27 protein-coding genes are annotated in these 22,871 nt (G+C 48.6%); 26 read left to right on the top strand and 1 reads right to left on the bottom strand.

Going from position 1 to position 22,871, the window contains the following annotated elements; all coding sequences use genetic code 11:
• The 26 genes from M0R33_RS11925 to M0R33_RS11800 form a co-directional block, all read left to right on the top strand.
• The coding region (locus M0R33_RS11925) for a hypothetical protein (RefSeq protein ID WP_292569083.1) at positions 1-182 on the top strand (182 nt) is incomplete at its 5' end.
• Between the two features lie 63 nt (positions 183-245).
• On the top strand, positions 246-905 hold the full coding sequence (locus tag M0R33_RS11920) for a hypothetical protein (RefSeq protein ID WP_292569080.1): 660 nt from the start codon (positions 246-248) through the stop codon (positions 903-905).
• 281 nt (positions 906-1,186) lie between these two features.
• Complete coding sequence (locus M0R33_RS11915) at positions 1,187-2,173, top strand: transaldolase (RefSeq protein ID WP_292569077.1); 987 nt, start codon at positions 1,187-1,189, stop codon at positions 2,171-2,173.
• 106 nt (positions 2,174-2,279) lie between these two features.
• The gene (fbaA, locus tag M0R33_RS11910; protein WP_292569074.1) at positions 2,280-3,356 is read left to right on the top strand and encodes a class II fructose-bisphosphate aldolase; all 1,077 of its coding nucleotides are present in this window, start codon (positions 2,280-2,282) and stop codon (positions 3,354-3,356) included.
• 273 nt (positions 3,357-3,629) lie between these two features.
• Entirely contained in the window at positions 3,630-4,154 is a 525-nt protein-coding gene (locus M0R33_RS11905) for a flagellar basal body-associated FliL family protein (RefSeq protein ID WP_292569071.1), read from the top strand.
• The gene (gene fliM / locus M0R33_RS11900) at positions 4,155-5,135 is read left to right on the top strand and encodes a flagellar motor switch protein FliM (protein WP_292569068.1); all 981 of its coding nucleotides are present in this window, start codon (positions 4,155-4,157) and stop codon (positions 5,133-5,135) included.
• A gap of 19 nt (positions 5,136-5,154) precedes the next feature.
• The gene (gene fliN, locus M0R33_RS11895) at positions 5,155-5,601 is read left to right on the top strand and encodes a flagellar motor switch protein FliN (RefSeq protein ID WP_292569065.1); all 447 of its coding nucleotides are present in this window, start codon (positions 5,155-5,157) and stop codon (positions 5,599-5,601) included.
• Entirely contained in the window at positions 5,601-6,041 is a 441-nt protein-coding gene (gene fliO, locus M0R33_RS11890; protein ID WP_292569061.1) for a flagellar biosynthetic protein FliO, read from the top strand. Before fliN ends, fliO begins: the two co-directional genes overlap by 1 nt.
• Positions 6,034-6,789, top strand: coding sequence for a flagellar type III secretion system pore protein FliP (gene fliP, locus M0R33_RS11885; protein WP_292569058.1), 756 nt, complete (start codon positions 6,034-6,036; stop codon positions 6,787-6,789). The genes fliO and fliP overlap by 8 nt, the downstream gene beginning before the upstream one ends.
• A 16-nt stretch (positions 6,790-6,805) precedes the next feature.
• A complete protein-coding gene (gene fliQ / locus M0R33_RS11880; protein WP_292569055.1) occupies positions 6,806-7,075 on the top strand; it encodes a flagellar biosynthesis protein FliQ in 270 nt (89 codons plus the stop codon).
• On the top strand, positions 7,072-7,848 hold the full coding sequence (gene fliR / locus M0R33_RS11875) for a flagellar biosynthetic protein FliR (protein WP_292569052.1): 777 nt from the start codon (positions 7,072-7,074) through the stop codon (positions 7,846-7,848). Before fliQ ends, fliR begins: the two co-directional genes overlap by 4 nt.
• A complete protein-coding gene (flhB, locus tag M0R33_RS11870; RefSeq protein ID WP_292569050.1) occupies positions 7,848-8,975 on the top strand; it encodes a flagellar biosynthesis protein FlhB in 1,128 nt (375 codons plus the stop codon). The genes fliR and flhB overlap by 1 nt, the downstream gene beginning before the upstream one ends.
• Before the next feature lie 18 nt (positions 8,976-8,993).
• Positions 8,994-11,099 carry a flagellar biosynthesis protein FlhA gene (flhA, locus tag M0R33_RS11865; RefSeq protein WP_292569048.1) on the top strand — a complete coding sequence of 702 codons (2,106 nt, stop codon included), beginning with the start codon at positions 8,994-8,996 and terminating at the stop codon, positions 11,097-11,099.
• Between the two features lie 19 nt (positions 11,100-11,118).
• Positions 11,119-12,534: a flagellar biosynthesis protein FlhF gene (flhF, locus tag M0R33_RS11860; protein WP_292569046.1), complete on the top strand. Its 1,416-nt coding sequence runs from the start codon at positions 11,119-11,121 to the stop codon at positions 12,532-12,534.
• Between the two features lie 31 nt (positions 12,535-12,565).
• Positions 12,566-13,399 carry a MinD/ParA family protein gene (locus M0R33_RS11855; protein WP_292569044.1) on the top strand — a complete coding sequence of 278 codons (834 nt, stop codon included), beginning with the start codon at positions 12,566-12,568 and terminating at the stop codon, positions 13,397-13,399.
• Positions 13,400-13,410: 11 nt separating this feature from the next.
• Complete coding sequence (locus tag M0R33_RS11850; protein WP_292569042.1) at positions 13,411-14,142, top strand: RNA polymerase sigma factor FliA; 732 nt, start codon at positions 13,411-13,413, stop codon at positions 14,140-14,142.
• An 85-nt stretch (positions 14,143-14,227) separates the two neighbouring features.
• Positions 14,228-14,614 (top strand): chemotaxis response regulator CheY, encoded by a 387-nt coding sequence (cheY, locus tag M0R33_RS11845; protein ID WP_292569040.1) that lies wholly within the window; start codon positions 14,228-14,230, stop codon positions 14,612-14,614.
• 18 nt (positions 14,615-14,632) lie between these two features.
• Positions 14,633-15,355 (top strand): protein phosphatase CheZ, encoded by a 723-nt coding sequence (locus M0R33_RS11840; protein ID WP_292569038.1) that lies wholly within the window; start codon positions 14,633-14,635, stop codon positions 15,353-15,355.
• Between the two features lie 10 nt (positions 15,356-15,365).
• Entirely contained in the window at positions 15,366-17,561 is a 2,196-nt protein-coding gene (locus M0R33_RS11835; RefSeq protein ID WP_292569037.1) for a chemotaxis protein CheA, read from the top strand.
• 209 nt (positions 17,562-17,770) lie between these two features.
• Complete coding sequence (locus M0R33_RS11830; RefSeq protein ID WP_292569035.1) at positions 17,771-18,517, top strand: flagellar motor protein; 747 nt, start codon at positions 17,771-17,773, stop codon at positions 18,515-18,517.
• Between the two features lie 13 nt (positions 18,518-18,530).
• On the top strand, positions 18,531-19,445 hold the full coding sequence (gene motD / locus M0R33_RS11825) for a flagellar motor protein MotD (protein ID WP_292569033.1): 915 nt from the start codon (positions 18,531-18,533) through the stop codon (positions 19,443-19,445).
• A complete protein-coding gene (locus M0R33_RS11820; protein ID WP_292569031.1) occupies positions 19,442-20,245 on the top strand; it encodes a ParA family protein in 804 nt (267 codons plus the stop codon). Before motD ends, M0R33_RS11820 begins: the two co-directional genes overlap by 4 nt.
• A complete protein-coding gene (locus tag M0R33_RS11815) occupies positions 20,242-20,928 on the top strand; it encodes a chemotaxis protein CheW (RefSeq protein WP_292569029.1) in 687 nt (228 codons plus the stop codon). The genes M0R33_RS11820 and M0R33_RS11815 overlap by 4 nt, the downstream gene beginning before the upstream one ends.
• Before the next feature lie 18 nt (positions 20,929-20,946).
• Positions 20,947-21,420 carry a chemotaxis protein CheW gene (locus tag M0R33_RS11810; protein ID WP_292569027.1) on the top strand — a complete coding sequence of 158 codons (474 nt, stop codon included), beginning with the start codon at positions 20,947-20,949 and terminating at the stop codon, positions 21,418-21,420.
• A 23-nt stretch (positions 21,421-21,443) separates the two neighbouring features.
• Positions 21,444-21,617 (top strand): hypothetical protein, encoded by a 174-nt coding sequence (locus tag M0R33_RS11805; RefSeq protein ID WP_292569025.1) that lies wholly within the window; start codon positions 21,444-21,446, stop codon positions 21,615-21,617.
• Complete coding sequence (locus M0R33_RS11800) at positions 21,617-22,033, top strand: DUF2802 domain-containing protein (protein ID WP_292569023.1); 417 nt, start codon at positions 21,617-21,619, stop codon at positions 22,031-22,033. Before M0R33_RS11805 ends, M0R33_RS11800 begins: the two co-directional genes overlap by 1 nt.
• 15 nt (positions 22,034-22,048) lie before the next feature.
• Here the strand turns inward: M0R33_RS11800 and M0R33_RS11795 are convergent, their stop codons facing one another.
• Complete coding sequence (locus M0R33_RS11795; RefSeq protein ID WP_292569021.1) at positions 22,049-22,870, bottom strand: glycosyltransferase family 2 protein; 822 nt, start codon at positions 22,868-22,870, stop codon at positions 22,049-22,051.
• Between the last annotated feature and the right edge of the window lies 1 nt (position 22,871).

Raw genomic sequence — 22,871 nt, 5'->3', positions numbered from 1 at the left:
GCGTCAGCCAACGCGTGGTGGTGGAAGCCGGTGTCACCGATAGCTGGTGGAAATATGCCGGCAGCCATGGCAAAATCGTCGGCCTGGACCGTTTCGGCGAATCCGCACCGGCAGGCCAACTCTTCAAGGAGTTCGGCTTTACCGTGGATAATGTCGTCGCCAACGTCGAAGCAGTGCTTTAAAAAATAGATTGGGGCTTGATTTTTCAAGCCCCGGTTAGGTTCAACGAATCATAGGTGATAAATGTGAAAAAGAATAAATTGACTAAAGCCGTTTTGGCAGCATTGGTATTTGCCAGCTCTTCCGTGTTGGCCGATTCTGATTATCCAGCCGCGGATTTTCAGCCAAAAGTGCTGTTTAGCGATGAAAGTGCGCAAAGTGCTCCGGAATCAAAGCCGGCGGCAGCTGCAGTTGCGGCGGAAGCGGATCCGAATTTTCCGGCAGCTAGCTTTCAACCAAAAGTGCTATTTAAAGATACAGACTATAAACATAGTTCCGCCGCGCCAAGTTCAGGCTCGTCTTCAAAGTCCTCGGCTAACGTATCTGCTGCTAGCGCGGAACTTGAAGTAATAGAAACCGAAAAAGCAGCTTCGTCCGATTTTTCATATATTGGTCTGATCGCATTGGCTGCAATTGGTTTTGTGGTTTATAGTAAAAAATCAGGCGGAAAAGCAGCGGGATCGACTGCTGACGAGTATGTTGCTGTCGGTGGCGCTACGGGCGTGGAAAAATACTTGGAAAAAATGGGCGCCAATAAAACCGGTGTTGCCAAGTATTTAGAAAAGCAAACAGAAAATCCTTCAACCGGCGTAGCTAAATATATGGCTAAACAAATTGTAAAAGATAGAGAAGCAGCGGCGGCAAAAGCAACTGGCGTTGAAAAATATTTGCGCGATAAAGGTTAATCGATTGTATAGGACCCGGATGGCGGACATTTGATTCCGCTCCGAGGGCTCCAAAATTAGTTAGCAGGTTATTGTTGAAGGATCGCCACAAGTTGCGCCTTAAGCGTCTGCCAAAGCAGTCCGGGGTTGCGATGAGTGGCGATTTTGCTTTCATACAAACCATTAAACAGTTTTTTCAAATATTCCTATAAGAAATCAAGTTGCAGTTCTATATTGAAGATAAGCAATTAAAATTTTAATAACAGGAACCTCCATTTAAACTACACAACGAGGATATTTCCATGGCCAGAAACTTACTTGAGCAACTTCGCGAAATGACAGTAGTAGTCGCAGATACAGGCGACATCCAAGCTATTGAAACATTTAAACCGCGTGACGCAACCACCAATCCATCTTTGATCACCGCGGCAGCTCAAATGCCGCAATATCAAGGTATCGTCGACGATACCTTGAAAGGTGCTCGTACAACTCTGGGCGCCGGTGCGGCTGCCTCGGAAGTGGTGTCATTAGCATTTGACCGTTTAGCGGTGTCATTTGGTCTGAAAATTTTGGAAATTATCGAAGGTAGAGTGTCGACTGAAGTTGACGCGCGCTTGTCTTTCGATGGTGACGCCACTATTGCTAAAGGTCGTGACCTGATTAAGCAATACGAAGCGGCGGGTATTTCCAAAGAACGCGTTCTGATTAAAATTGCTGCAACTTGGGAAGGTATTCAAGCTGCCGCGGTTTTGGAAAAAGAAGGCATTCACTGTAACCTGACTTTGCTGTTTGGCTTGCACCAAGCAATCGCTTGCGCGGAAAACGGCATCACTCTGATCTCGCCTTTCGTAGGTCGTATTCTGGATTGGTACAAAAAAGATACCGGTCGCGATTCCTATGCTCCAGCAGAAGATCCAGGCGTATTGTCCGTGACCGAAATTTATAACTACTATAAAAAATTCGGTTACAACACCGAAGTAATGGGCGCAAGCTTCAGAAACATCGGTGAAATTACTGAACTGGCCGGTTGTGATTTGTTGACAATTGCTCCCTCTTTGTTGGCTGAGCTGCAATCTGTCGAAGGCGATTTGCCTCGTAAACTGGATCCTGCCAAAGCTGCTGGTGCATCAATCGAGAAAATCAATGTAGATAAAGCGACTTTCGAACGTATGCACGAAGAAAACCGTATGGCCAAGGAAAAATTGGCTGAAGGTATCGCTGGTTTTGCTAAGGCTTTGGAAACGCTGGAAAAACTATTGTCAGACCGTTTGACGGCTCTGGAAGCTTAAAGATCGTCTAACGCCGTGTAAGTCATCCTTACCGGCGAGACTTCCTATTTGCAAGGCCGCCGAATCGAGTACGCGGCCTTCATTTATAGATAACAGGATAAATTGCATGACAAAAATCTTAGATGCTGTAAAACCCGGTGTTGTAACCGGTGAAGATGTACAAAAAGTGTTCGCAATCTGCAAAGAAAATAATTTTGCATTACCTGCGGTAAACGTAATCAGTACTGATACTATCAATGCGGTTTTGGAAGCCGCCGCAAAGGCAAAATCGCCAGTCATTATTCAATTTTCCAATGGCGGCGCTGCTTTTATGGCCGGCAAAGGTCTGAAATTGGAAGGTCAAGGCTGTTCTATCGTCGGTGCGATTTCCGGTGCCCACCATGTTCACCGGATGGCGGAACTGTATGGCGTGCCGGTTATTCTGCATACCGACCATGCTGCGAAAAAGTTGCTGCCATGGATAGATGGTTTGCTGGACGAAGGTGAAAAATTCTTTGCCGCAACCGGTAAGCCATTATTCAGTTCTCACATGCTGGATTTGTCCGAGGAAAGCCTGGAAGAAAACATCGAGACTTGCGCAAAATATCTGGAACGCATGTCGAAAATGGGTATGACGCTGGAAATCGAACTAGGCTGTACCGGTGGTGAAGAGGACGGTGTGGATAATAGTGGTATGGACCATTCGGCGTTATATACCCAACCTGAAGACGTGGCATATGCTTACGAGCATTTGAACAAAATCAGCCCTAATTTCACTATAGCGGCTTCATTCGGTAACGTACATGGTGTTTATTCGCCTGGCAACGTTAAACTGACGCCGTCAATTTTGGATAATTCCCAAAAATACGTGTCAGAAAAGTTCGGCTTGCCGGCTAAATCGTTGACTTTCGTATTCCATGGCGGTTCCGGCTCGTCTCCGGAAGAAATCAAGGAATCCATTAGCTATGGCGTAGTTAAAATGAACATCGACACCGATACCCAGTGGGCAACGTGGGAAGGCGTGATGAATTTTTACAAGAAAAACGAAGGCTATCTGCAAGGTCAAATCGGCAACCCTGACGGTGCCGATAAACCGAATAAAAAATACTATGATCCTCGGGTATGGCAACGTGCCGGTCAAGAGGGCATGGTTGTTCGTTTGCAGCAAGCCTTCCTGGAGTTGAACGCAGTAAACTCGCTGTAATCTTTGCAGACGGTAGAGAGTGCGCTCTCTACCGTCCCCTGTCTATTGGCAAGACTGTCTGAATTTTGACGCTTGTTGTCCCGCTGAAAAAACTTCCACATTTCCCCGACTATACTTGAAAAGTATCTGTTTGCATTGTCGCTTAGGGGATGTTCTTCTAAAACAATGTTTTTTCTTGTATTATCGATACAGATTGATCTAACGGTAACAGGCAATAAGTGCCGGCTGACTAGTTTGGCTCATTTAATGCTTATTCATTTGCAAGGGTAGGGTATGGCTGAAACTGAACCAAAAGACGCCGAGAAAAAGTCATCAAAGAAACTAATAATCATTATAGCCGCGGTAGTCTTGTTACTGGGCGGCGGAGCCGGTGGTTATTTCTTTTTTATAAGCAAGCCGGCCGATTCCGAACAAACCGGTAAAAATGGCGAGAACAAAGCGGCGGCGGAGGAAATGCAAGACGAAGCTGACCCCGCTCAGGAAGAGCAGTATTACGAACTGAGTGATCCGTTATTGGTCAATTTTCCGGCTGGTGCCAGCGCTAAAATTATTAAGGTGTCTGTAACCGTATTGGTTAAAGGCGAGGCTAACGTTGCTGTGCTGAAGAAGCATGAGCCCATGATTCGTAATAACCTATTGATGGCCATTAGCTCTATTGGCGCGGACAAGGCTAAAACGTTAGAGGGTAAGCAAGAGTTACAAGCAACCATGTTAACTGAGATTGGAAAAGTAATGGAACTCATGACGAAGAAAAACCCGGTTAAAGCGGTCTATTTTACTGAATTTGTAATGCAATAAATGTCAACCGCGGATTTACTCTCTCAGGATGAAATAGATGCGCTGCTGCATGGCGTTGACGACGGCGATGTGGATACCAGCCTTGAGGATGAAGGGCTTAATAAGGCCGCCAGGCTTTACGACTTCAATAGTCAGGAGCGAATAGTTCGGGGGCGGATGCCCACTCTCGAAATGGTTAACGAACGATTTGCCCGTTATTTTCGGATTGCCTTGTTTAATTTTCTGCGGCGGGCAGCCGAGATTTCGGTGTCAGGCATTCAAGTGCAAAAATTCTCGGAATTTATTCAGGGATTGTTTGTGCCCACCAACCTAAATGTTATTCGTATGTCTCCATTGCGGGGGCGGGCGCTTATCGTTATGGAGCCACGGTTGGTTTTTACCGCGGTGGACAATTTCTTCGGCGGTGGCGGCCAGTTTTATAACAAGGTGGAGGGCCGGGAGTTTACGCCGACCGAAATGCGCATCATTCGCCTGATTATCGACATGATTTTTAAAGATCTGGCAGAGGCATGGAAGCCAGTCATGGATGTGGATTTCGAATATCTTAATTCGGAAGTCAATCCACAGTTTGCCAATATCGTCAGTCCTTCCGAAATAGTGGTTATTTCGACTATTCACGTGGAGCTTGAAGGCGGAGGTGGCGATATCAATATTGCCATGCCTTACACCATGATTGAACCTATCAGAGAATTGTTGGATGCGGTAACCAGCGACAGAGGCGAAGTCGACGGTCGCTGGCAGGAATCCCTAAGAACCGAAATTATGCGCAGCGAAGTGACTGTGACGAGTAAGTTGATAGAAAAGGAATTGCATATCAGCGATGTGATTGAACTGAAAAAAGGCGATGTGATACCTATTGACATGCCCGAAACCGTGTTATTGGAAGTTGAAAACGTCCCGGTATTTAAAGGTAAGCTAGGATTGTCGGATGGTAACTATGCCATTGAAATAGTTGAAAAAGTAAATTTAGACAATATGTGACGGTTTAGGCGAATCAGACATGAGTGAGAACGACGAGATAGGTGATGACTGGGCTGCCGCCATGGATGAGCAGGCGGATACGGAAGCTGATTGGGGGGATGCCTTGAAAGAGCAGGAAGCCGGCGCAAAAGGTTCAGGAGGATACGAGGCTGCCGGCTTTCCGAATCTTGAAGATAGCAAACCAAGATCTTATGTCAACGCGGATGAAGTCAAGCTGGATGTTATTTTAGATGTGCCGGTAACGGTATCGCTGGAAATCGGTCGGACCAAAATCAACATCAGAAACTTGTTACAGCTTAATCAAGGTTCGGTGGTTGAGCTGGATCGTTTTGCCGGCGAACCTATGGATGTACTGGTAAATGGCACGTTAGTGGCTCATGGTGAAGTAGTGGTGGTCAACGACAAGTTTGGTATTCGATTAACCGATATTATCAGTCCCTCTGAACGGGTTAAAAAATTGGGTTGATGAGAAAAGCACAGCTGCTGGTTTTTTTTCTGGCTATGTCGACTGTGATGGCCGGTTCTGCCGAAGATGCCGGTTCATCAAAACACGCCGCGGGAATAGTATCCTATACGGATGTGTTGCAATGGCTGTTGGCGTTGTTGATCGTCCTGGTGTTGTTTGGAGGCTTTATTTGGCTATTACGCAAAAGCGGAAGCTTATCTTTTGCGGGAAAAAGCCAGATGAGCGTCATATCCGGCTTATCGGTAGGGGTGCGCGAAAAACTGGTGCTGGTAAAGGTAGGTGAAAAGCAATTATTGCTAGGGGTAACGCCGGGCAGAATCGATAAGTTGCTTGAGCTGGAAGGCGACGCCCGTTTATTTCAGAATCAGGAAACCCCGGAAGACGGCGGGCTTTTTGCGCAAAAATTACAGCAGGTGCAGCAAGGAAAGTCCAATGTGTAAAAAGCGGATGCTGTACTGCGGGCTGGTTGCCGTGCTATTGGTTGTGCCTGAAGTCGCCTGCGCGGCTACTCCCGGCATAGATGCCATTACCGTAACCACAAACCCCAAAGGTGGCGAAACCTATACGGTCACGATTCAGATTTTAGCCATCATGACCATGCTGACCCTGCTGCCGGCATTGTTATTAACCATGACCTCTTTTACCCGCATTATGATTGTGCTGGGTTTGTTAAGACAGGCATTGGGTGCGCAGCAAGCCCCAAGTAATCAGGTGCTGTTAGGCTTGTCGTTGTTTTTGACTATCTTCATCATGATGCCGGTCTTGGAGAAGGTCAACGATACGGCGGTACAGCCCTATCTGGAAGAAAAAATGGATGCCATTACCGCGCTGCAAACCGCATCCGAGCCATTTAAACAATTTATGCTCAAGCAAACCCGCGAAAGCGATATCGATATGTTCGTCAGAATCTCGGGCAAACAGCAGATAAACAAGCCTGAAGACGTGCCTTTTTCCTTGCTCCTGCCCGCGTATGTCACTAGCGAATTAAAAACCGCCTTTCAGATTGGCTTTCTGGTGTTTCTACCGTTTTTGGTGATCGATTTAGTCGTGGCCAGCGTACTGATGTCGATGGGGATGATGATGCTGTCCCCCATGATCGTATCCTTACCCTTTAAAATTATGCTGTTTGTGTTAGCGGACGGATGGTCTTTGGTGTTGGAAATGCTGGCGGCCAGTTTTTATGTCTAACGTTGCGGTCTTGTAAATGAACCCCGAAACCATATCGGTAATCGCTCAGGAAACGGTCTTAGTAGCTTTAAAGCTGTTGGGCCCGATTTTATTGTCTTCTTTAGCTATCGGGTTATTGGTTTCAATGTTTCAGGCCGCGACCTCGATTCAGGAGCAAACCCTCACCTTTATTCCGAAACTCGCCGTCATTGTCTTGGTGTTGATGATTGCCGGTCCGGGAATGTTGCAAATGCTCATCGATTATTTTCAAGATTTGATGCGCGAAATTCCAAATTTAATAGGATGAATTTTCAAGAAGACGAGCTTATCGCCTATCTTGCCTCGTTCGTTTGGCCGTTCATGCGGGTCAGTGCCATGTTTATCTCCATTCCGGTGTTTAGCGTCAATAGTATTCCGGCAAGATTAAAAGTGATGCTGAGTATGTTGATCACGTTGGTGGTAGCGCCCACGTTACCGGAGATGCCAGCGGTCGAGCTATTTAGTTCCGCCGGACTGGCGGTTAGCGTACAGCAGTTGATGATAGGGGTTTCTACCGGATTTATTTTACAAATGGTATTTTCGATTCTGTTGTTTGCCGGGCAATCCATAGCCTATAGCATGGGCTTAGGCTTTGCGTCTTTGGTCGACCCGGCTACCGGCGTTCAAACGCCGGTGATTGCCCAGCTATTTGTGATTAGTTCCAGTTTATTGTTTTTGACCGTTAATGGGCATTTGTTGCTAATTGAGATGTTGGCGCAGAGTTTTCACAGTTTACCGGTAGCCGCCGATGGCTTGGAAAAAGCCAATCTCTGGCAAATCATTGCCTGGAGTAGCCGGATATTTTCCGATGGGGTGTTGTTGGCCTTACCTATTATGGCAACCTTACTATTCGTCAATATCAGCTTCGGCATCGCCTCGAAAGCCGCGCCGCAATTACAACTATTTGGTATAGGTTTCCCGATGACTATCCTGCTGGGTATGCTGCTGATCTGGATCGGATTGGTCGGCATGTTGGAAGGTTTTACCGAAAAACTGCAGGATGGATTCATGCTGGTTAGCCAAGTGTTGAGACTGAGCTGATGGCAGATGATTCCGGCCAGGATAAAACCGAAGACGCTACCAGTAAGCGGCTTTCCGAGTCGCGCAAAAAGGGTCAGGTGCCGCGCTCCAAAGAGCTTAATACCTTCGTCACCCTGATCGTCAGCGCCGCATTATTTTTCTATATGGGGCGCTACATGATACAGGGCTTACTGAAAATGATGCGGCACCAATTCGAACTGTCCCGTGAGGTGATTTTTGACCCATTGACGCCCGTCATATATTTCAAACTGGCTTTTTCGGAAGGTTATGCGGTTGTGTTGCCGCTGATGATTGTTCTAATGATTGCCGATTTATTGACGCCGTTATTAATGGGGGGCTGGAACTTCTCCAGCGAAGCCTTCGAGCCTAAGTTTTCCAAACTGAATCCGTTACAGGGCATAAAAAAAATTTTCGGCATTCAAGGCGTCGTCGAGTTAATCAAAGCCATTATCAAGGTGCTCTTGATCGGCTTCGTGGCTTGGAATTTGTTTAAGGTTTATTTCGACGATTTGATGATGTTGGATCGCTTGACGGTTGAACGGGCGATGATGCGTGCCGGGGATATTATTGTCATGTCCGTGCTCGTACTGAGCGCAACATTTTTATTGCTGGTGTTGATCGATGTACCCTATCAGTTATGGAATCATCAGCGTCAATTAAAGATGACCAAGCAGGAGGTGCGCGATGAAAACAAAGAATCCGAAGGCAGTCCGGAAGTCAAAGGCAAAATTCGCCAGATGCAAATGCAGGCGGCGCAACGGCGTATGATGGAGGCGGTACCGAGTGCCGATGTCATCGTGACTAATCCTGCCCATTTTGCCGTGGCGTTAAGATATGACCAGCATGGCTCCGGTGCACCCTTGCTGGTGGCAAAAGGCACCGACTTGGTGGCCGCGCAAATTCGTAATCTGGCCTTGGCCAATAAAGTGCCGCTGGTGGCGGCACCGCCTTTAGCCAGGGCTTTATACTACTCCACTGAATTAAATCAGGAAATCCCGCGAGGCTTGTTTTTGGCGGTGGCGCAAATACTGGCCTATGTTTTTCAACTCAGGGCGGCGACTGAAAACGGCTGGAACAAACCGGTACCACCCAGCGATGTGTCGGTTCCCGACGACTTTCGCCAATAAAATCGAACCAAACCAATCATGGATTTAGCAAAAATTATCGCTACCTTAAAATCGCTGATGGGTATGGGCTTGGGTGCGCCGCTGGTTATCCTGATGTTGTTGGCGTTGCTGGTGTTGCCATTGCCGGCCTTCATACTGGATTTGTTCTTTACCTTCAACATTGCGTTTTCCCTGATCATTCTGTTGGTGGTGATCTACAGCATGAAACCGCTGGAATTTGCTTCGTTTCCCAGCGTCATTCTGGTGGCGACCTTGCTGCGTCTGGCGCTCAATGTGGCCTCGACCCGAGTGGTACTGATGAAGGGGCATGAAGGTGGAGATGCGGCCGGTAAGGTTATCGAGGCCTTCGGATCGTTCGTTATCGGCGGCAACTTTGCCGTGGGTATCGTGGTGTTCGCGATCTTAGTGGTCATCAATTTCGTGGTCGTCACCAAGGGCGCCGGACGGGTGGCCGAGGTCAGCGCGCGCTTTACTTTGGATGCCATGCCCGGCAAGCAGATGGCGATTGATGCCGACATGAATTCAGGGTTGATCAATCAGGATGAGGCTCGCGCCAGACGGGAAGAAGTGGCCGCTGAAGCGGATTTTTACGGTTCCATGGACGGTGCCAGTAAGTTTGTGCGCGGCGACGCGGTGGCGGGCATTATTATTTTATTTGTCAACGTGATAGGTGGTTTGGCTATCGGCGTAGGGCAGCATGACATGAGCTTTGCCGAAGCGGCCAATGCCTACGTGTTATTGACGATTGGCGATGGCCTGGTGGCGCAGATACCGGCCCTTCTGTTATCGGTGGCATCGGCCATGGTGGTGACGCGAGTGCGGGGCAGTAAGCAGGATCTGGGGCAGCAGGTTTCCGCGCAGCTGTTCCAAGATCCAAGAACCTTGTTGGTTACTGCCTGTGTGATGGGCTTGTTGGGCATTATTCCCGGCATGCCCAATATGGTGTTTATTTTGTTGGCGGCGGCATTGGCCGGCGCGGCCTATCTAATCGACCATAGGCGCAAACTGGAAGAAGAAAAAGCCCTGGAGATGGAGCGCATCGTTTCGCCGCAACAGCAATTGGCCAAGGCCGAAGTTAAGGAATTGGGCTGGGATGATGTGATGCCGGTCGATACCATCGGGCTGGAAGTGGGTTACCGTCTGATTCCATTGGTGGACAGAAATCAAGGCGGGCAATTGATGACCCGTATCAAAGGTGTGCGGAAAAAATTGTCTCAAGAACTGGGTTTTTTAATTCCCTCGGTGCATATCCGCGACAATCTGGATTTATCGCCTACCGCTTATCGCATTTCCTTGATGGGGGTTACGGTGGGCGAAGCCGAAATTATTCCGGAAAAGGAAATGGCTATTAATCCTGGACGGGTATTTGGCAGTTTGCAGGGGGTGGCTTGTAAGGATCCGGCTTTCGGCTTGGATGCGGTGTGGATTGAACTGGCGCAAAAAGATCAGGCGCAGACTTTGGGGTATACCGTAGTCGACCCCGGCACGGTGGTCGCTACGCATCTCAGCCATATTTTGCAGAGTAATGCGTACGAATTATTCGGCTACGAAGAGGCGCAGCAGCTGTTGGATAATTTATCCAAAGTGGCGCCGAAACTGGTTGAAGATCTGGTGCCTAAAACGTTGCCGTTGGGCGTGGTGGTAAAAGTCTTGCAAAATCTATTGCAAGAGAAAGTGGCCATACGCGATATGCGGACGATCGCCGAAACTTTGGCGGATTACGGGGTCAAGAGTCAAGATCCGGACATCTTGACTTCGGCTGTCCGGGTGTCGTTGGGGCGCTCAATTGTCCATGAAATCAATGGGGTACAGATGGAGATCCCGGTTATTACGCTAGATCCAAGTTTGGAACAGATATTGCATAAGTCATTGCAGACGGCGGGCGAGGGTGGCGCGGGGTTAGAACCCGGTTTAGCGGAACAAATGCATCAGTCGCTGGAAGAAAGCGCGCAGCGCATGGAAATGGAAGGGCAGGCAGCGGTGTTGTTAGTGTCTTCCTTTATCCGGCCTTGGCTGGCACGCTTCGTCCGTCATTCCATACCCGGTTTGCATGTGTTGGCATACAACGAAATTCCTCAGGATAGGCAAATTCGAGTGATTTCGACAGTAGGCCAGCGAGCTTAATGATTAACGAGGACAGGCGATGAAAATAAAACGCTTTTTTGCAGCAGATATCCGTCAGGCCATGCGTATGGTGAAAGAAGAATTGGGCGCCGATGCCGTGATCATGTCCAATCGTTCTGTAGATGGTGGCGTGGAAATAGTTGCTGCCCGCGATTTTGACGAAGAGGTGATACATAAAAACCTCAAGCAAAAGCAAGAAGAAGAATTGATCGCCAAACGTTTAAAAAAATATGATTTACCCGAATTTTCGGGTGACGAGAAGCCGGCTCATTTAGTTAGCAGCGCGCGTAAAAAAAGTAATGAAGCCGAAAATCCTGTGCGGCGTAATCTTGATCAATATATTGGATACGCCGAAAAAGTGCAGTTAGCCAGTGTCAGTGCGCAAAAAATATCTGAAAAGCTTAAGGTAGCGGAAAAGGTTGCAGAAAAGCCAGCTTGGGCTGCAAATGCCAATACAGCCCGTAAACCCTTAGTCAATGAGACACTTAAGCCTGTGCAAGCACCGTCTTCCGATAAATTCATGGAGGAGATGCGCAAGGAAATCAAGGATATGCGGTTACTGCTGGATACAAAATTATCAGGCATTACCCACTTGCCGCTCCCCAGTGAGCAGCCCATGCGCCAGGAATTACTGGATCGGTTGTTGGACTGCGGATTTTCCAAGAACTTGGCCGGCAAAATTACCAATCGGCTGGGAAGTCATAAACAATTTGAAATTGCTTTGGCCAAATCGCAGGAAATGTTGGCCAGAGTGGTGCCGATTGCCGACGACCGTTTAATGGAGCAGGGCGGTATTGCCGCATTGGTGGGTTCCACGGGAGTAGGTAAAACCACTACCATTGCCAAACTGGCCGCGCAATTCATGTTGAAACACGGCTCAAGGCAAATTGCCCTGATTACCACCGATAATTACCGGATAGGCGCACACGAACAAATCAATACCTACGGCAAAATTTTGGATGTACCTGTGCGGGTGGCGGGTGATGCGGACGAGTTGCGCCAACATATCGATAGTTTCTCCGATAAACGGTTGATTTTGATCGATACCGCGGGCATGAGCCAGCGCGACTTGCGTCTGGCGGAGCAAATTAAAACCTTGCAACACGGCGATCTGCCTATTCAATCCTATTTGGTCATGTCTGCCACCACGCAATACAAGGCGGCTTTGGAAATTATGGACGCATTCCGGATTCTTGAGCCGCAAGCAACTATACTTACTAAATTTGACGAAGCGGTCAGTAAGGCGACAGCCTTATCGGCATTGATCGAACGGCGTATGCCATTGTCATTCATCACCGATGGTCAGCAGGTTCCGGAAGATATTTATGTGCCGGATGCCGATGTGCTGATTCAGCAATGCTTGTTGCAAGATGAAGGCGAACAGTATACAGACTCGATGAACTACGAGCAGTGGATGGCGGAAAGTCATGCATAAGTCACAAGACCAAGCGGCTGGAATAAGGCAAATGAGACAAATGAAACCCGTGCGAGTGATAGCCGTGACCAGCGGCAAAGGTGGAGTGGGCAAAACCAATTTATCGGTCAATATAGGCGTGGCTTTGGCTAAGGCTGGACGGCGAGTGGCGATACTGGATGCGGATATGGGGTTGGCCAATGTTGATATTTTATTGGGTATGTTCCCGGAATTTAATTTATCCCATGTATTAACAGGCGAGAAAACGCTGAAAGAGATCATGATGACGGGGCCTGCCGGCTTAAAAATTATTCCGGCGTCCTCGGGGATTCAACGAATGTCTGATCTAAGCAGTGTCGAACAAGCCGGCGTGATTCGGGCCTTCAGCGACATTGATAGGGAACTGGATGTGTTGATCGTCGATACGGCGGCGGGTATTTCCGCAAGCGTGGTGAATTTTGCCCGCGCCTGTCAGGAAATTATTGTGGTGGTATGCGACGAACCGACCTCGCTGGCCGATGCATATGCTTATATCAAGTTATTGAATCGGGACTATGGGCTCAACAGTTTTCACATCATTACCAATATGGTGCAGTCCGCCGAGCATGGCCAAGCCTTGTTCAATAAATTAAGCAAGGTCACCGATCGTTATCTGGATGTTGCGCTACAGTTTGTCGGAGCGGTGCCGCAGGATGACTATCTGAAAAAATCCGTACAAAAACAAACCCCCGTTGTAGAGGCGTTTCCGCAGAGCAAGTCGGCTTTAGCGATTAAAAATCTGGCCCGAAAAATCGATCATTGGCCAATCAAGCCCAAAGCAGGCGGGTATCTGGAGTTTTTTGTCGAGCGCATGATTCAATATAGTGCCCGGGAGGATGTGGCGTGACCGGAGCGGCAATGTATGCTGCGATGCAAGCTGGAAGCACCGATGCTTTGGTGATTCAGCATGCGCCGCTAGTGAAACGCATTGCCTACCATTTAATGGCGCGTTTGCCCGATACCGTGCAAATCGATGATTTGATTCAATCGGGTATGTTGGGATTATTGGAAGCGCTAAAACATTATGATGCCGGACAGGGCGCCAGTTTCGAGACCTACGCAGGCATTCGGATTCGCGGCGCAATGCTGGATGAACTGCGCCGTGCCGACTGGACACCCCGATCCGTGCATAAGAAGACGCGCATGGTTGCCGAAGCGATACGCGAAATAGAAAACCAGTTTGGCCGGGATGCCAAGGATACCGAAGTAGCCCATCACATGGGCATCGAGCTGGGAGAATATCGGCAGATACTACAAGATACCGTATCCTGTAAAACCTTTAGTGTTGAAGAATTGATTCAGGGAGAAAATAGTGTCATTGACGACGTTCATGGTAATAATTTGCCCGAGGAGCAATTGATTCAACAGGGTTTTCGGCAGGCGTTGGCAAAAGCTATCTCGGAACTGCCGGAAAGAGAGCGCCTAGTGGTGTCGCTCTATTACGATGACGAATTGAACCTGCGCGAGATTGGTCAAGTGTTGGAAGTGAGCGAATCCAGGGTGAGCCAGATTTGCAGCCAAGCCATGTTGCGGCTGCGGGCCAGGCTTGCGGATTGGTTGGAAGGGAAAGATAATGGCGCAAAGCTATAGGCTGGCGCAAGTATTAGGGTTTTGTGCGGTTTGGCGATAAAAAGTATTTCTCTAAATTATGACGTGATCTGGGTGGAGATTGTCCTTGGATAAAAACATGAAAATTCTGATTGTTGATGATTTTTCAACAATGCGAAGAATAGTAAAAAACTTATTAAAAGATCTTGGGTTTACCAATACGGTGGAAGCAGATGACGGTAAATCCGCGTTACCTATTTTGGAGAAAGGCGGTATCGACTTTCTGGTAACCGACTGGAACATGCCGGGTATGACAGGCATCGACTTGTTAAGGGCGGTAAGGGCGAACCCGCATTTGGCCAATTTGCCCGTGCTGATGGTTACGGCTGAAGCAAAACGCGAGCAGATTATTATGGCGGCTCAAGCAGGTGTTAACGGCTATGTCATCAAGCCTTTCACGGCTGCCACCCTTAAAGAGAAAATCGAAAAGATTTTTGAACGTATTGACGGCTAACCCAAGGGAGCGAAATATATGAAGAGCGACCTGCTGAGTTTGGCCAAAGATTTGGTTGCCGCATTGGAGAAAGGCGATGAAGTCGTCGCGGATGGTCTGTTGGATGAATTGGCCGGTTTGCGAGAAACCCAGCTATTCAAAGAGATCGGCCGGCTGACCCGCCAGCTGCATGACACCATGGTGAGCTTTAGCGTGGACGCTAAAATTGCCGCGATGACCGAGCACGATATTCCCGATGCCAAAGAGCGGTTACAGTATGTCATTCACATGACGGAAGAGGCCGCCGATAAAACCTTGACCGCGGTGGAAAACTTGCTCCCTATTTCTCAACAGTTGAATGATCAGGTTGCATTGCTATCGGCAAAGTGGGGCCGATTTCTGGATAGAGAAATGCCGCTGGACGAATTCAAATCGATGAGTTCGGAGATATCCCGGCATTTTAAGGAATCCAAAACAGGACTGGAGCAAGTTCAGGCCGGACTGAACGATATTTTAATGGCGCAGGGTTTTCAGGATATTACCGGACAAATTATCCGCCGCGTGATCGATCTGGTGCAGGAGTTGGAGGTCAGTATGGTGAAATTGATCAGTATCTCCGGGCGTAAGAGCGGTGATCAGGCGTCAACGCAGGCCCACCCTGAATTACCCGGTCCAGTGGTGCCGGGGGTGGATGATAGAGAGGGCGGTGTTGCCACCAGTCAGGTCGATGTCGATGATTTATTATCCAGTCTAGGTTTCTGAGGGCTAAAATATGTCGATTGATCTGGACGATGAAATTTTACAAGACTTTTTGGTGGAAGCCGGAGAAATTCTTGAAAAGCTTAACGAACAATTGGTTGAGCTTGAGCAATCGCCAGATGATTATGATTTGCTTAATGCCATTTTTCGAGGCTTTCATACCGTCAAAGGCGGTGCTGGATTTTTAGCTATCCACGAACTGGTTGAAATTTGCCATAGCGCGGAAGATGTATTTAACGTGTTGCGGCAGGGAGATCGAAAAGTTACGCCGAACTTGATGGATGTTATTTTGCAAGTTCTGGATATCGTCAACGATATGTTCGCTCAAGTCAGGGCCGGGCAATCTCCGCAGACCGCACCGGCTGGCTTAATGACGCGGTTAAAGTCCTATGCCAGCGAGGATACCGGGCCGGCCGAGCAGCAGTCGGGTAGCGCAATTGAGCCTATCGCTGAAAGCGCTTCGGCTTTGGATAAAGTTGCCCAAGAATTCGAAGCAATGCTGGATCCCGATGAATTGGTGGCTCGGGCGGAATCCGGCGCGGACGATGACGAGATTACCGAGGAAGAATTCGAAGATTTGCTTGATGCCCTGCATGGCAAAGGCGGTTCGCCCACGGCCAAGGCGCCAACACCAACAACCCCCTCTCCTGCGGCTAACGATGACGACGAGATTACCGAGGACGAATTCGAAAATCTGTTGGATGAAATACACGGCAAAGGACAATTCAAGGCACCGGTGCAGCCAAATAGCCCGCCAGCCGATTCGGGTGATATTACCGAGGAAGAGTTTGATCAATTGCTTGATGAGTTGCACGGCAAGGGCAAATTTGACCCAGCGGCGGTGCAAAAGAATCCGGAATCAAGCCCGTCTTCTTTACCCCCAAAGCAAGCAAAACCCGTCAAGCCTCAGGCTGCGGAGGCTCCAAAAACGACGCCTGCAAAAACTCAAGTCGCCGCCGAGCATGGAAAACCCGTAGTCAAAGCGATAGCGGGGGATGCGGGCGGCGCCGACAAAATCAAAACGCCCGCGCCTCAGGCCGATACCACGGTACGTGTCGATACCCAAATTCTCGACGATATTATGAATATGGTCGGCGAATTGGTGTTAGTGCGCAATCGCTTTCAAACGCTCAAGGCTTCTTCGGAGGCAGGCGAGCAATTATCCAAAGCCATTTCCAATCTGGATGTGGTGACGGCTGATCTGCAATTAGCCGTGATGAAGACGCGCATGCAGCCGATCAAAAAAGTATTCGGCCGGTTTCCGCGGGTGGTGCGTGATTTGGCCAGAAGTTTGAAAAAGGAAATCCACCTTGAATTGATCGGAGAAGAGACTGATCTGGATAAGAATTTGGTGGAGGCCTTAGCCGATCCTTTGGTGCATTTGGTCCGTAACGCTGTAGATCATGGCATCGAAATGCCTGATGAGCGCGTGGCAAAAGGTAAGCCGAGAGAGGGGGTGGTCATACTCAAGGCTGCTCAGGAAGGCGATCATATTCAGCTGTCCATTCAGGATGATGGCAAAGGTATGAATCCGGATATGTTGCGTGCCAAAGTCGTTGAAAAAGGTTTGATGGATGAAGAAAGCGCGGCCAGATTGGATGACAAGGAATGTTATAACCTGATTTTCTTGCCGGGCTTTTCCACTAAAGTCGAAATTTCCGATGTTTCGGGCCGGGGCGTGGGTATGGATGTGGTGAAAACCCGCATCGCGCAAATGAATGGTGTGGTGGAAATTAACTCCATAGAAGGCAAAGGCAGCACCATCATCATCAAAGTACCCTTGACGTTGGCTATTATGCCGACCTTGATGGTCAAACTGAAAGGTCAGGCTTTTGCCTTGCCGTTGGCGAGCGTGTTGGAAATTTTGGATTTGGATCTGACTAAAACCAATAAGGTCGACAATCAATTAGTGGTTATGGTCAGAAACAAAGCCTTGCCTTTGTTCTATTTGAGCGAGTGGCTGGTTAATAACCCGCATTACACCATAGACAAACAGGTTACTAGCAGTCATGTCGTAGTGGTCAATGCCGGCGGCAGACAGGTTGGTTTTGTGGTCGATCAACTCATCGGTCAGGAGGAGGTCGTCATCAAGGCCCTAGGTGCCAAGCTGCACGGCATGGAAGGTTTGGCGGGTGCAACCATTACCGGTGACGGCAAAATAGCTTTGATTCTGGATGTACCGGGATTGATGAAAAAATACGCCAGTTAATTTCTAACTGTTCAGCGTGGCGTGGTAAGCATGTTTCGACTACCTGACTCGTTGTGGGTAATGACGGCTGCCTTTTTTCACCGCAAGCAATGCAACGATAGCTTAATGCTGTTGAAAGATGAGAGCTGGGTGCTATTTTAGTCGGAATTGATATCGACAAAAGCTGGGTGCCCGGATAATTTGGCCCGCGCATTTTAATAGTTGATTGGATGGATATTTTAAGCATCATCGGAGTTCTGGTTGGATTTTCCGCCATTATTGGCGGCAATTTGATGGCGGGTGGCGAATTAGATTCCCTGGTAAATTTTCATGCCTTCGTGATTGTAGTGGGCGGGACTTTGGGGGCAACGTTGTTGCAATTTCCGCCCAAGGTTTTTTTACGCGGATTACAGATTAGCGTGTGGATTATAGTTCCGGAAAAACTCCAAATGAGCAAACAGATCGATAAGATTGTGCATTGGAGTTCGATGGCCAGAAAAGAGGGGCTTTTGGGATTGGAAACCGTCATCGACAACGAAAAAGACAGTTTTGCCAAAAAAGGCTTGCAGTTATTGGTCGATGGCAATGAGCCGGAAGTGATTCGCGATACCCTGGAAGTGGAGTTGGCAACCAAGGAGCACTTGGACATGCAGGCGGCGAAAGTGTTTGATGCCATGGGCGGGTATTCGCCAACCATCGGTATCATGGGTGCCGTCATAGGCCTGATTCACGTCATGCAGAACCTGGCCAAGCCGGAATTGTTGGGTAGTGGTATTGCCACTGCATTTGTGGCGACCATATACGGTGTCGGGCTGGCCAATCTGTTGTTTATTCCCATTGCAAACAAACTAAAAGCCCATATTTTCCGGGCTTCTCAAGCTCGGGAAATGATCATCGAAGGCATTTCGTCGATTGCCGAGGGTGAAAATCCGCGCAATATCGAACTAAAGCTGTCCGGCTTTCTGCTGGAAAAATAGCCGCTGATTGATTATGGCCAGACGCAGAAAAAGATTGATTGATGATGTGGAGCATCAAGATCGCTGGATGGTGTCTTTTGCCGACTTCATTACCTTGCTGTTTGCGTTTTTCGTGGTGATGTATTCGATTTCCTCGGTTAATAAGGGCAAGTACGAAACGTTTTCCGAGTCGCTCGATCAGGCGCTTTTTCACAATGAAAAAGTACAAAAGCAAGCCGAACCCATTCAGACCGGCACAATTCCGACCCGTATACAACCCATTGAGTTACCCAATCTAGTGACAGTCACCGAGGAGGAGCATCAACTTAGCGAAGAAATCATGGAAGAAAAGCGCCGGCTGGATGAAGTGTCCGAGGAGTTTCAACGGGCCTTACAGCCATTTGTTGAGAGCCAGTTGGTGGGGATCAATAAACACGATTTTTGGGTTGAACTGGAAATGAACAGCGAGTTGCTGTTTGCCAGCGGTAAGGCCGAGTTATCCAGCAAAGCCATTCCGGTACTGGAAAAAGTGGCCGAGGTGGTTCGCAATGTACCTAACGTCATTAATATAGAGGGTTACACGGACGATGTGCCGATTTCTACCGGTATTTATCCGTCCAATTGGGATTTATCGTCGGCGCGCGCCACTAGCGTGGTGAAGGAGTTAATCAAGAACAATATTCCGCCTATCCGGTTATCCGCGGTTGGTTATGGAGAATTTCACCCCGTTGCCGATAACACATCCGAGGAAGGACGATTTAAAAATCGTCGCGTTGTATTGGTGCTGATGTCGCAGGCATTTGCGCGCTACGGCATGACCGATAACGAAAGGGCGAAAGCTTTGAAATTGTCTCCTCAGCCTGAGGCTGATACAGCGAAACCTGTGTCAGCTCCTGAACCTTTACCAGAACCTATCCAACAGGTGCCTGAAATTCCGGCTCAATTATGAAAATATGGTCTGTTTCCAATCAAAAAGGCGGCGTGGGCAAAACCACTTCTGTGGTGACGTTGGGAGGCTTGTTATCGTCTTGGGGTTTCAGAACTTTGTTGGTCGATTTGGATCCGCATGGTTCCTTGACCAGTTATTTCAAGATGAATCCCGACGAAGTCGAACTCGGCGTCTATAACTTGTTTCGGGATACCGGCGAGAAAAAAAAGAACATCGATCCGGCCTTGTACATCACGCAAACCGAGTTCGACGGTTTGGCCGTGCTGCCGGCGTCGACGGCCATTGCCACCTTGGACAGACAGGTGGCGCAGATGGGGGGAATGGGATTGGTGGTGGCGACGGCGCTGGCTAAATTAAAGGATCGCTACGACTATGTCATTATCGACAGTCCGCCGATGCTGGGGGTCTTGATGATTAACGCCTTGGCGGCATGCGACCATTTGATCATTCCGGTTTTAGCCGAGTTTTTAGCTTTAAAGGGTTTGGACAGAATGGTGCACACCATTAATATGGTGTTTCATTCCCGCAAAACCGCGCCGAAATTTACCATCGTGCCGACCATGTTCGACAAACGGACTAAGGCAGCCAGGGAAAGCTTGGTGGCTTTGCATCAGCAATATCCGGATAACGCCTGGGAATCGGTAGTTCCGGTCGATACTAAAGTGCGCGACGCCAGCCGGGAAGGCGTGCCGTTGTCGTTATTCGATAAAAGCGCCAAGGCGGTTGAGGCCTATTCGGCACTATTGGAACTATTGTTGCTTGAAAAAGCCGCAGACAAACCTTTGGCGAAGCGGATATGAGGCACAGCAAATCACCGCAGCAGATCGTTCAGCAAAAGCTGGCTTTAGATGCTTATCTGAGTACTTTGCTGGATGAGGTGCCCGAGGCGGTTCCAGCCGATGAAGCGCCGCAGAAAAAATCGGTGGAGCCGGTGGTTCAACGCGTTGTTGTTACTCAGCCCTTGGTGCAGCCGCTTCAGAACGAGCTGGTTGCATTTGAAAAACCAGCTAAACTAAACCCGCTATCGGTGATGCCTGATTGGGCTCAGCATGAATTTCAAGCTTTGTTTTTTAAAGTGGATCACTTGATTCTGGCGACTCCGCTGATAGATTTGTCACGAACCATCAAAATTGATCGTAAGCCCGGCAAAATACCCGGTCAACCATCGTGGTTCCTGGGGCTGCTCGATGAACACGATAGCCGGATTGGCGTGTTGGATACCGGGCAATTGATTTTCGGTAAGCTCCGCGGCAGTCAGCGAGATTTGGAAGCCAAACCCTTTAAATGTATTTTAATTACACAGGATAAACGCTGGGGGCTGGCGTGCGACGAAATTTTGTCGATAGGCAAGCTAAAGCCGGATAAAGTCAGGTGGCGTACCTGCAGACAAAAAAAACCTTGGCTGATTGGTACGGTAATAGAGGAATTAACGGCTATTATTGACTTGCAAGAGTTAGTGCCGCATCGAAAAAGAAACTCCTAACCCTTTTGGATAAACGACATGAGCGACGATAAAAAACAAAGCGATCCCATTATGCAATGGGTGACTTTTTGTCTGGGTGATGAAAAGTACGGCATTAATGTTATGCAGGTGCAGGAAGTATTACGCATCACCGAAATTGCCCCTGTGCCCGGTGCGCCGTCTTACGTATTAGGCATCATTAATCTGCGCGGTAATGTAGTCACCGTAATCGATACCCGCAATCGTTTTGGGCTGTCTTCTAAGGAGCCGGATGACGCCTCCCGTGTGGTCATTATCGAAACCGAAAGGCATATTATCGGGATTCTGGTGGACAGCGTTGCCGAGGTTGTGGAGATGCGGGTGTCGGAAATTGAAACCGCGCCGAATGTCGGAAACGAAGAAAGCTCAAAATATATACAGGGCGTAACAAGCCGGGATAACAAGCTACTGATTTTGGTCGATTTAAACAAATTCCTTAGCGAAGATGAAAAAGCCGAATTGGATATGTTCTAATTAGATTGAAAGGCGTCGCTACTGTGTCAGAACTCACTCCACTTAGCCCTAGCCCCGGCGTACCGGTTGTCGGAAAAATCAGGCGCGAACAAAAGCAGGATCGGGGCCAGAAAAAACAAAAAGCCGAGGATGAAGAATTGGTAACAGAACCGCAGCGTGACCAACAACCAATACAGCATATAGATGAAATAGTGTGATGAGCGAGCTCGTTTTGCTGGCGCTTGCCGGTGTTGTATTAGCTTTGTTTGTGCTGGCCGTCGCCTTGATTTTACTTTGGCGTCAGCAAAAAAGGCTTAAACAAGAGTATCAATTCTTGCGTTCGCAACTGCAACGCAGCAATGACGATGTGGCTGGGCTTTGTGCGGCGGCTATTGCAGTAGATAAACGCTTGTCTGAAAGCGAGTCACATCTCAATCATATGCTTGATACGGTCAATACGCCCCAACCTCAGCATAATGAGCTTGTCATTGCGGAGGAGGAAGAACTGCAAGGTGGTTATTCAATAGCCATCGAAAAAATTCATCGAGGGGCCAGTCTTGATGAATTGGTGAAGAGCTGCGGCTTAACTCGCGATGAGGCGGTTTTGCTGATGCGCTTGCATGGACAGCATTAAGGCCGATTATCAAGCCTAGGTTGTGTATTGATCTACGCCGGATTGTGCCCGAATTAAAGACTGCCGATTCAGTCGCTCCAGCAAGCGCTGATAATTCTGGTCATGCTTGCTACGGTCGTTATGTGGATGCCAAAGATGGAAAACGGGCAGGGCAAAGCGGCCTTCTTTGCGTCTAACCCCTAGATGAATCAGGCGTATCACTAAGTCTGAATCCTCATAACCCCAGCCTTCAAAGACTTCGTCGAATCCATTAACAGCGATAAAATCGGTTTTCCAAATCGCCAAATTACAAGTCATGGCTTTTTGCCATAACCAGGGGTGGCGATAACGCCAATTGCGGAATGGCAGATAGATTAACGGCAAGAAGCGATTAATACGCCGCTGTATCCATAAACCTAGAAAAAAAACCAAGGATCTGCTGTGTAAAGGTATCTGTTGTTCCAGGGCCCGAGTGGTATAGGCTTGGCTCACTAATACCCTGTTACCGGGGACGAAGTATCCGGATTCGGCCAAATGGCGATGGCGAGAGACAAAACTCGGTAAAGCGACGCAGTCCCCATCCATAAATAACAGGTAATCACCCAGGCTAAGTGCTGCAGCCTTATTACGTATGGTGCCGGCCCGAAAGCCTTTGTCCTCGTGACGGATATGGTGTATCGGAATAGGGCTATGCCGTTGAAACTCGGCTATTAGCTGTTGCGTTGCCGCGCCTGAGCCGTCGTCGGCAATAATGATCTCAAAATTGCCGTCATGCTGGGATAATAGACTAGTGAGGCAGGCAGCAAGTGCTTCCGGCCAGTTATAGGTAGTCACAATCACCGATATTAAGCCCGCCATG

Origin of the sequence: Methylomonas sp. (assembly GCF_023228165.1) — a bacterium.
Taxonomy (GTDB): Bacteria; Pseudomonadota; Gammaproteobacteria; order Methylococcales; family Methylomonadaceae; genus Methylomonas.
Note: the sequence above shows the minus strand (reverse complement) of the source record. Positions and strands in the feature narration are given on the sequence as shown.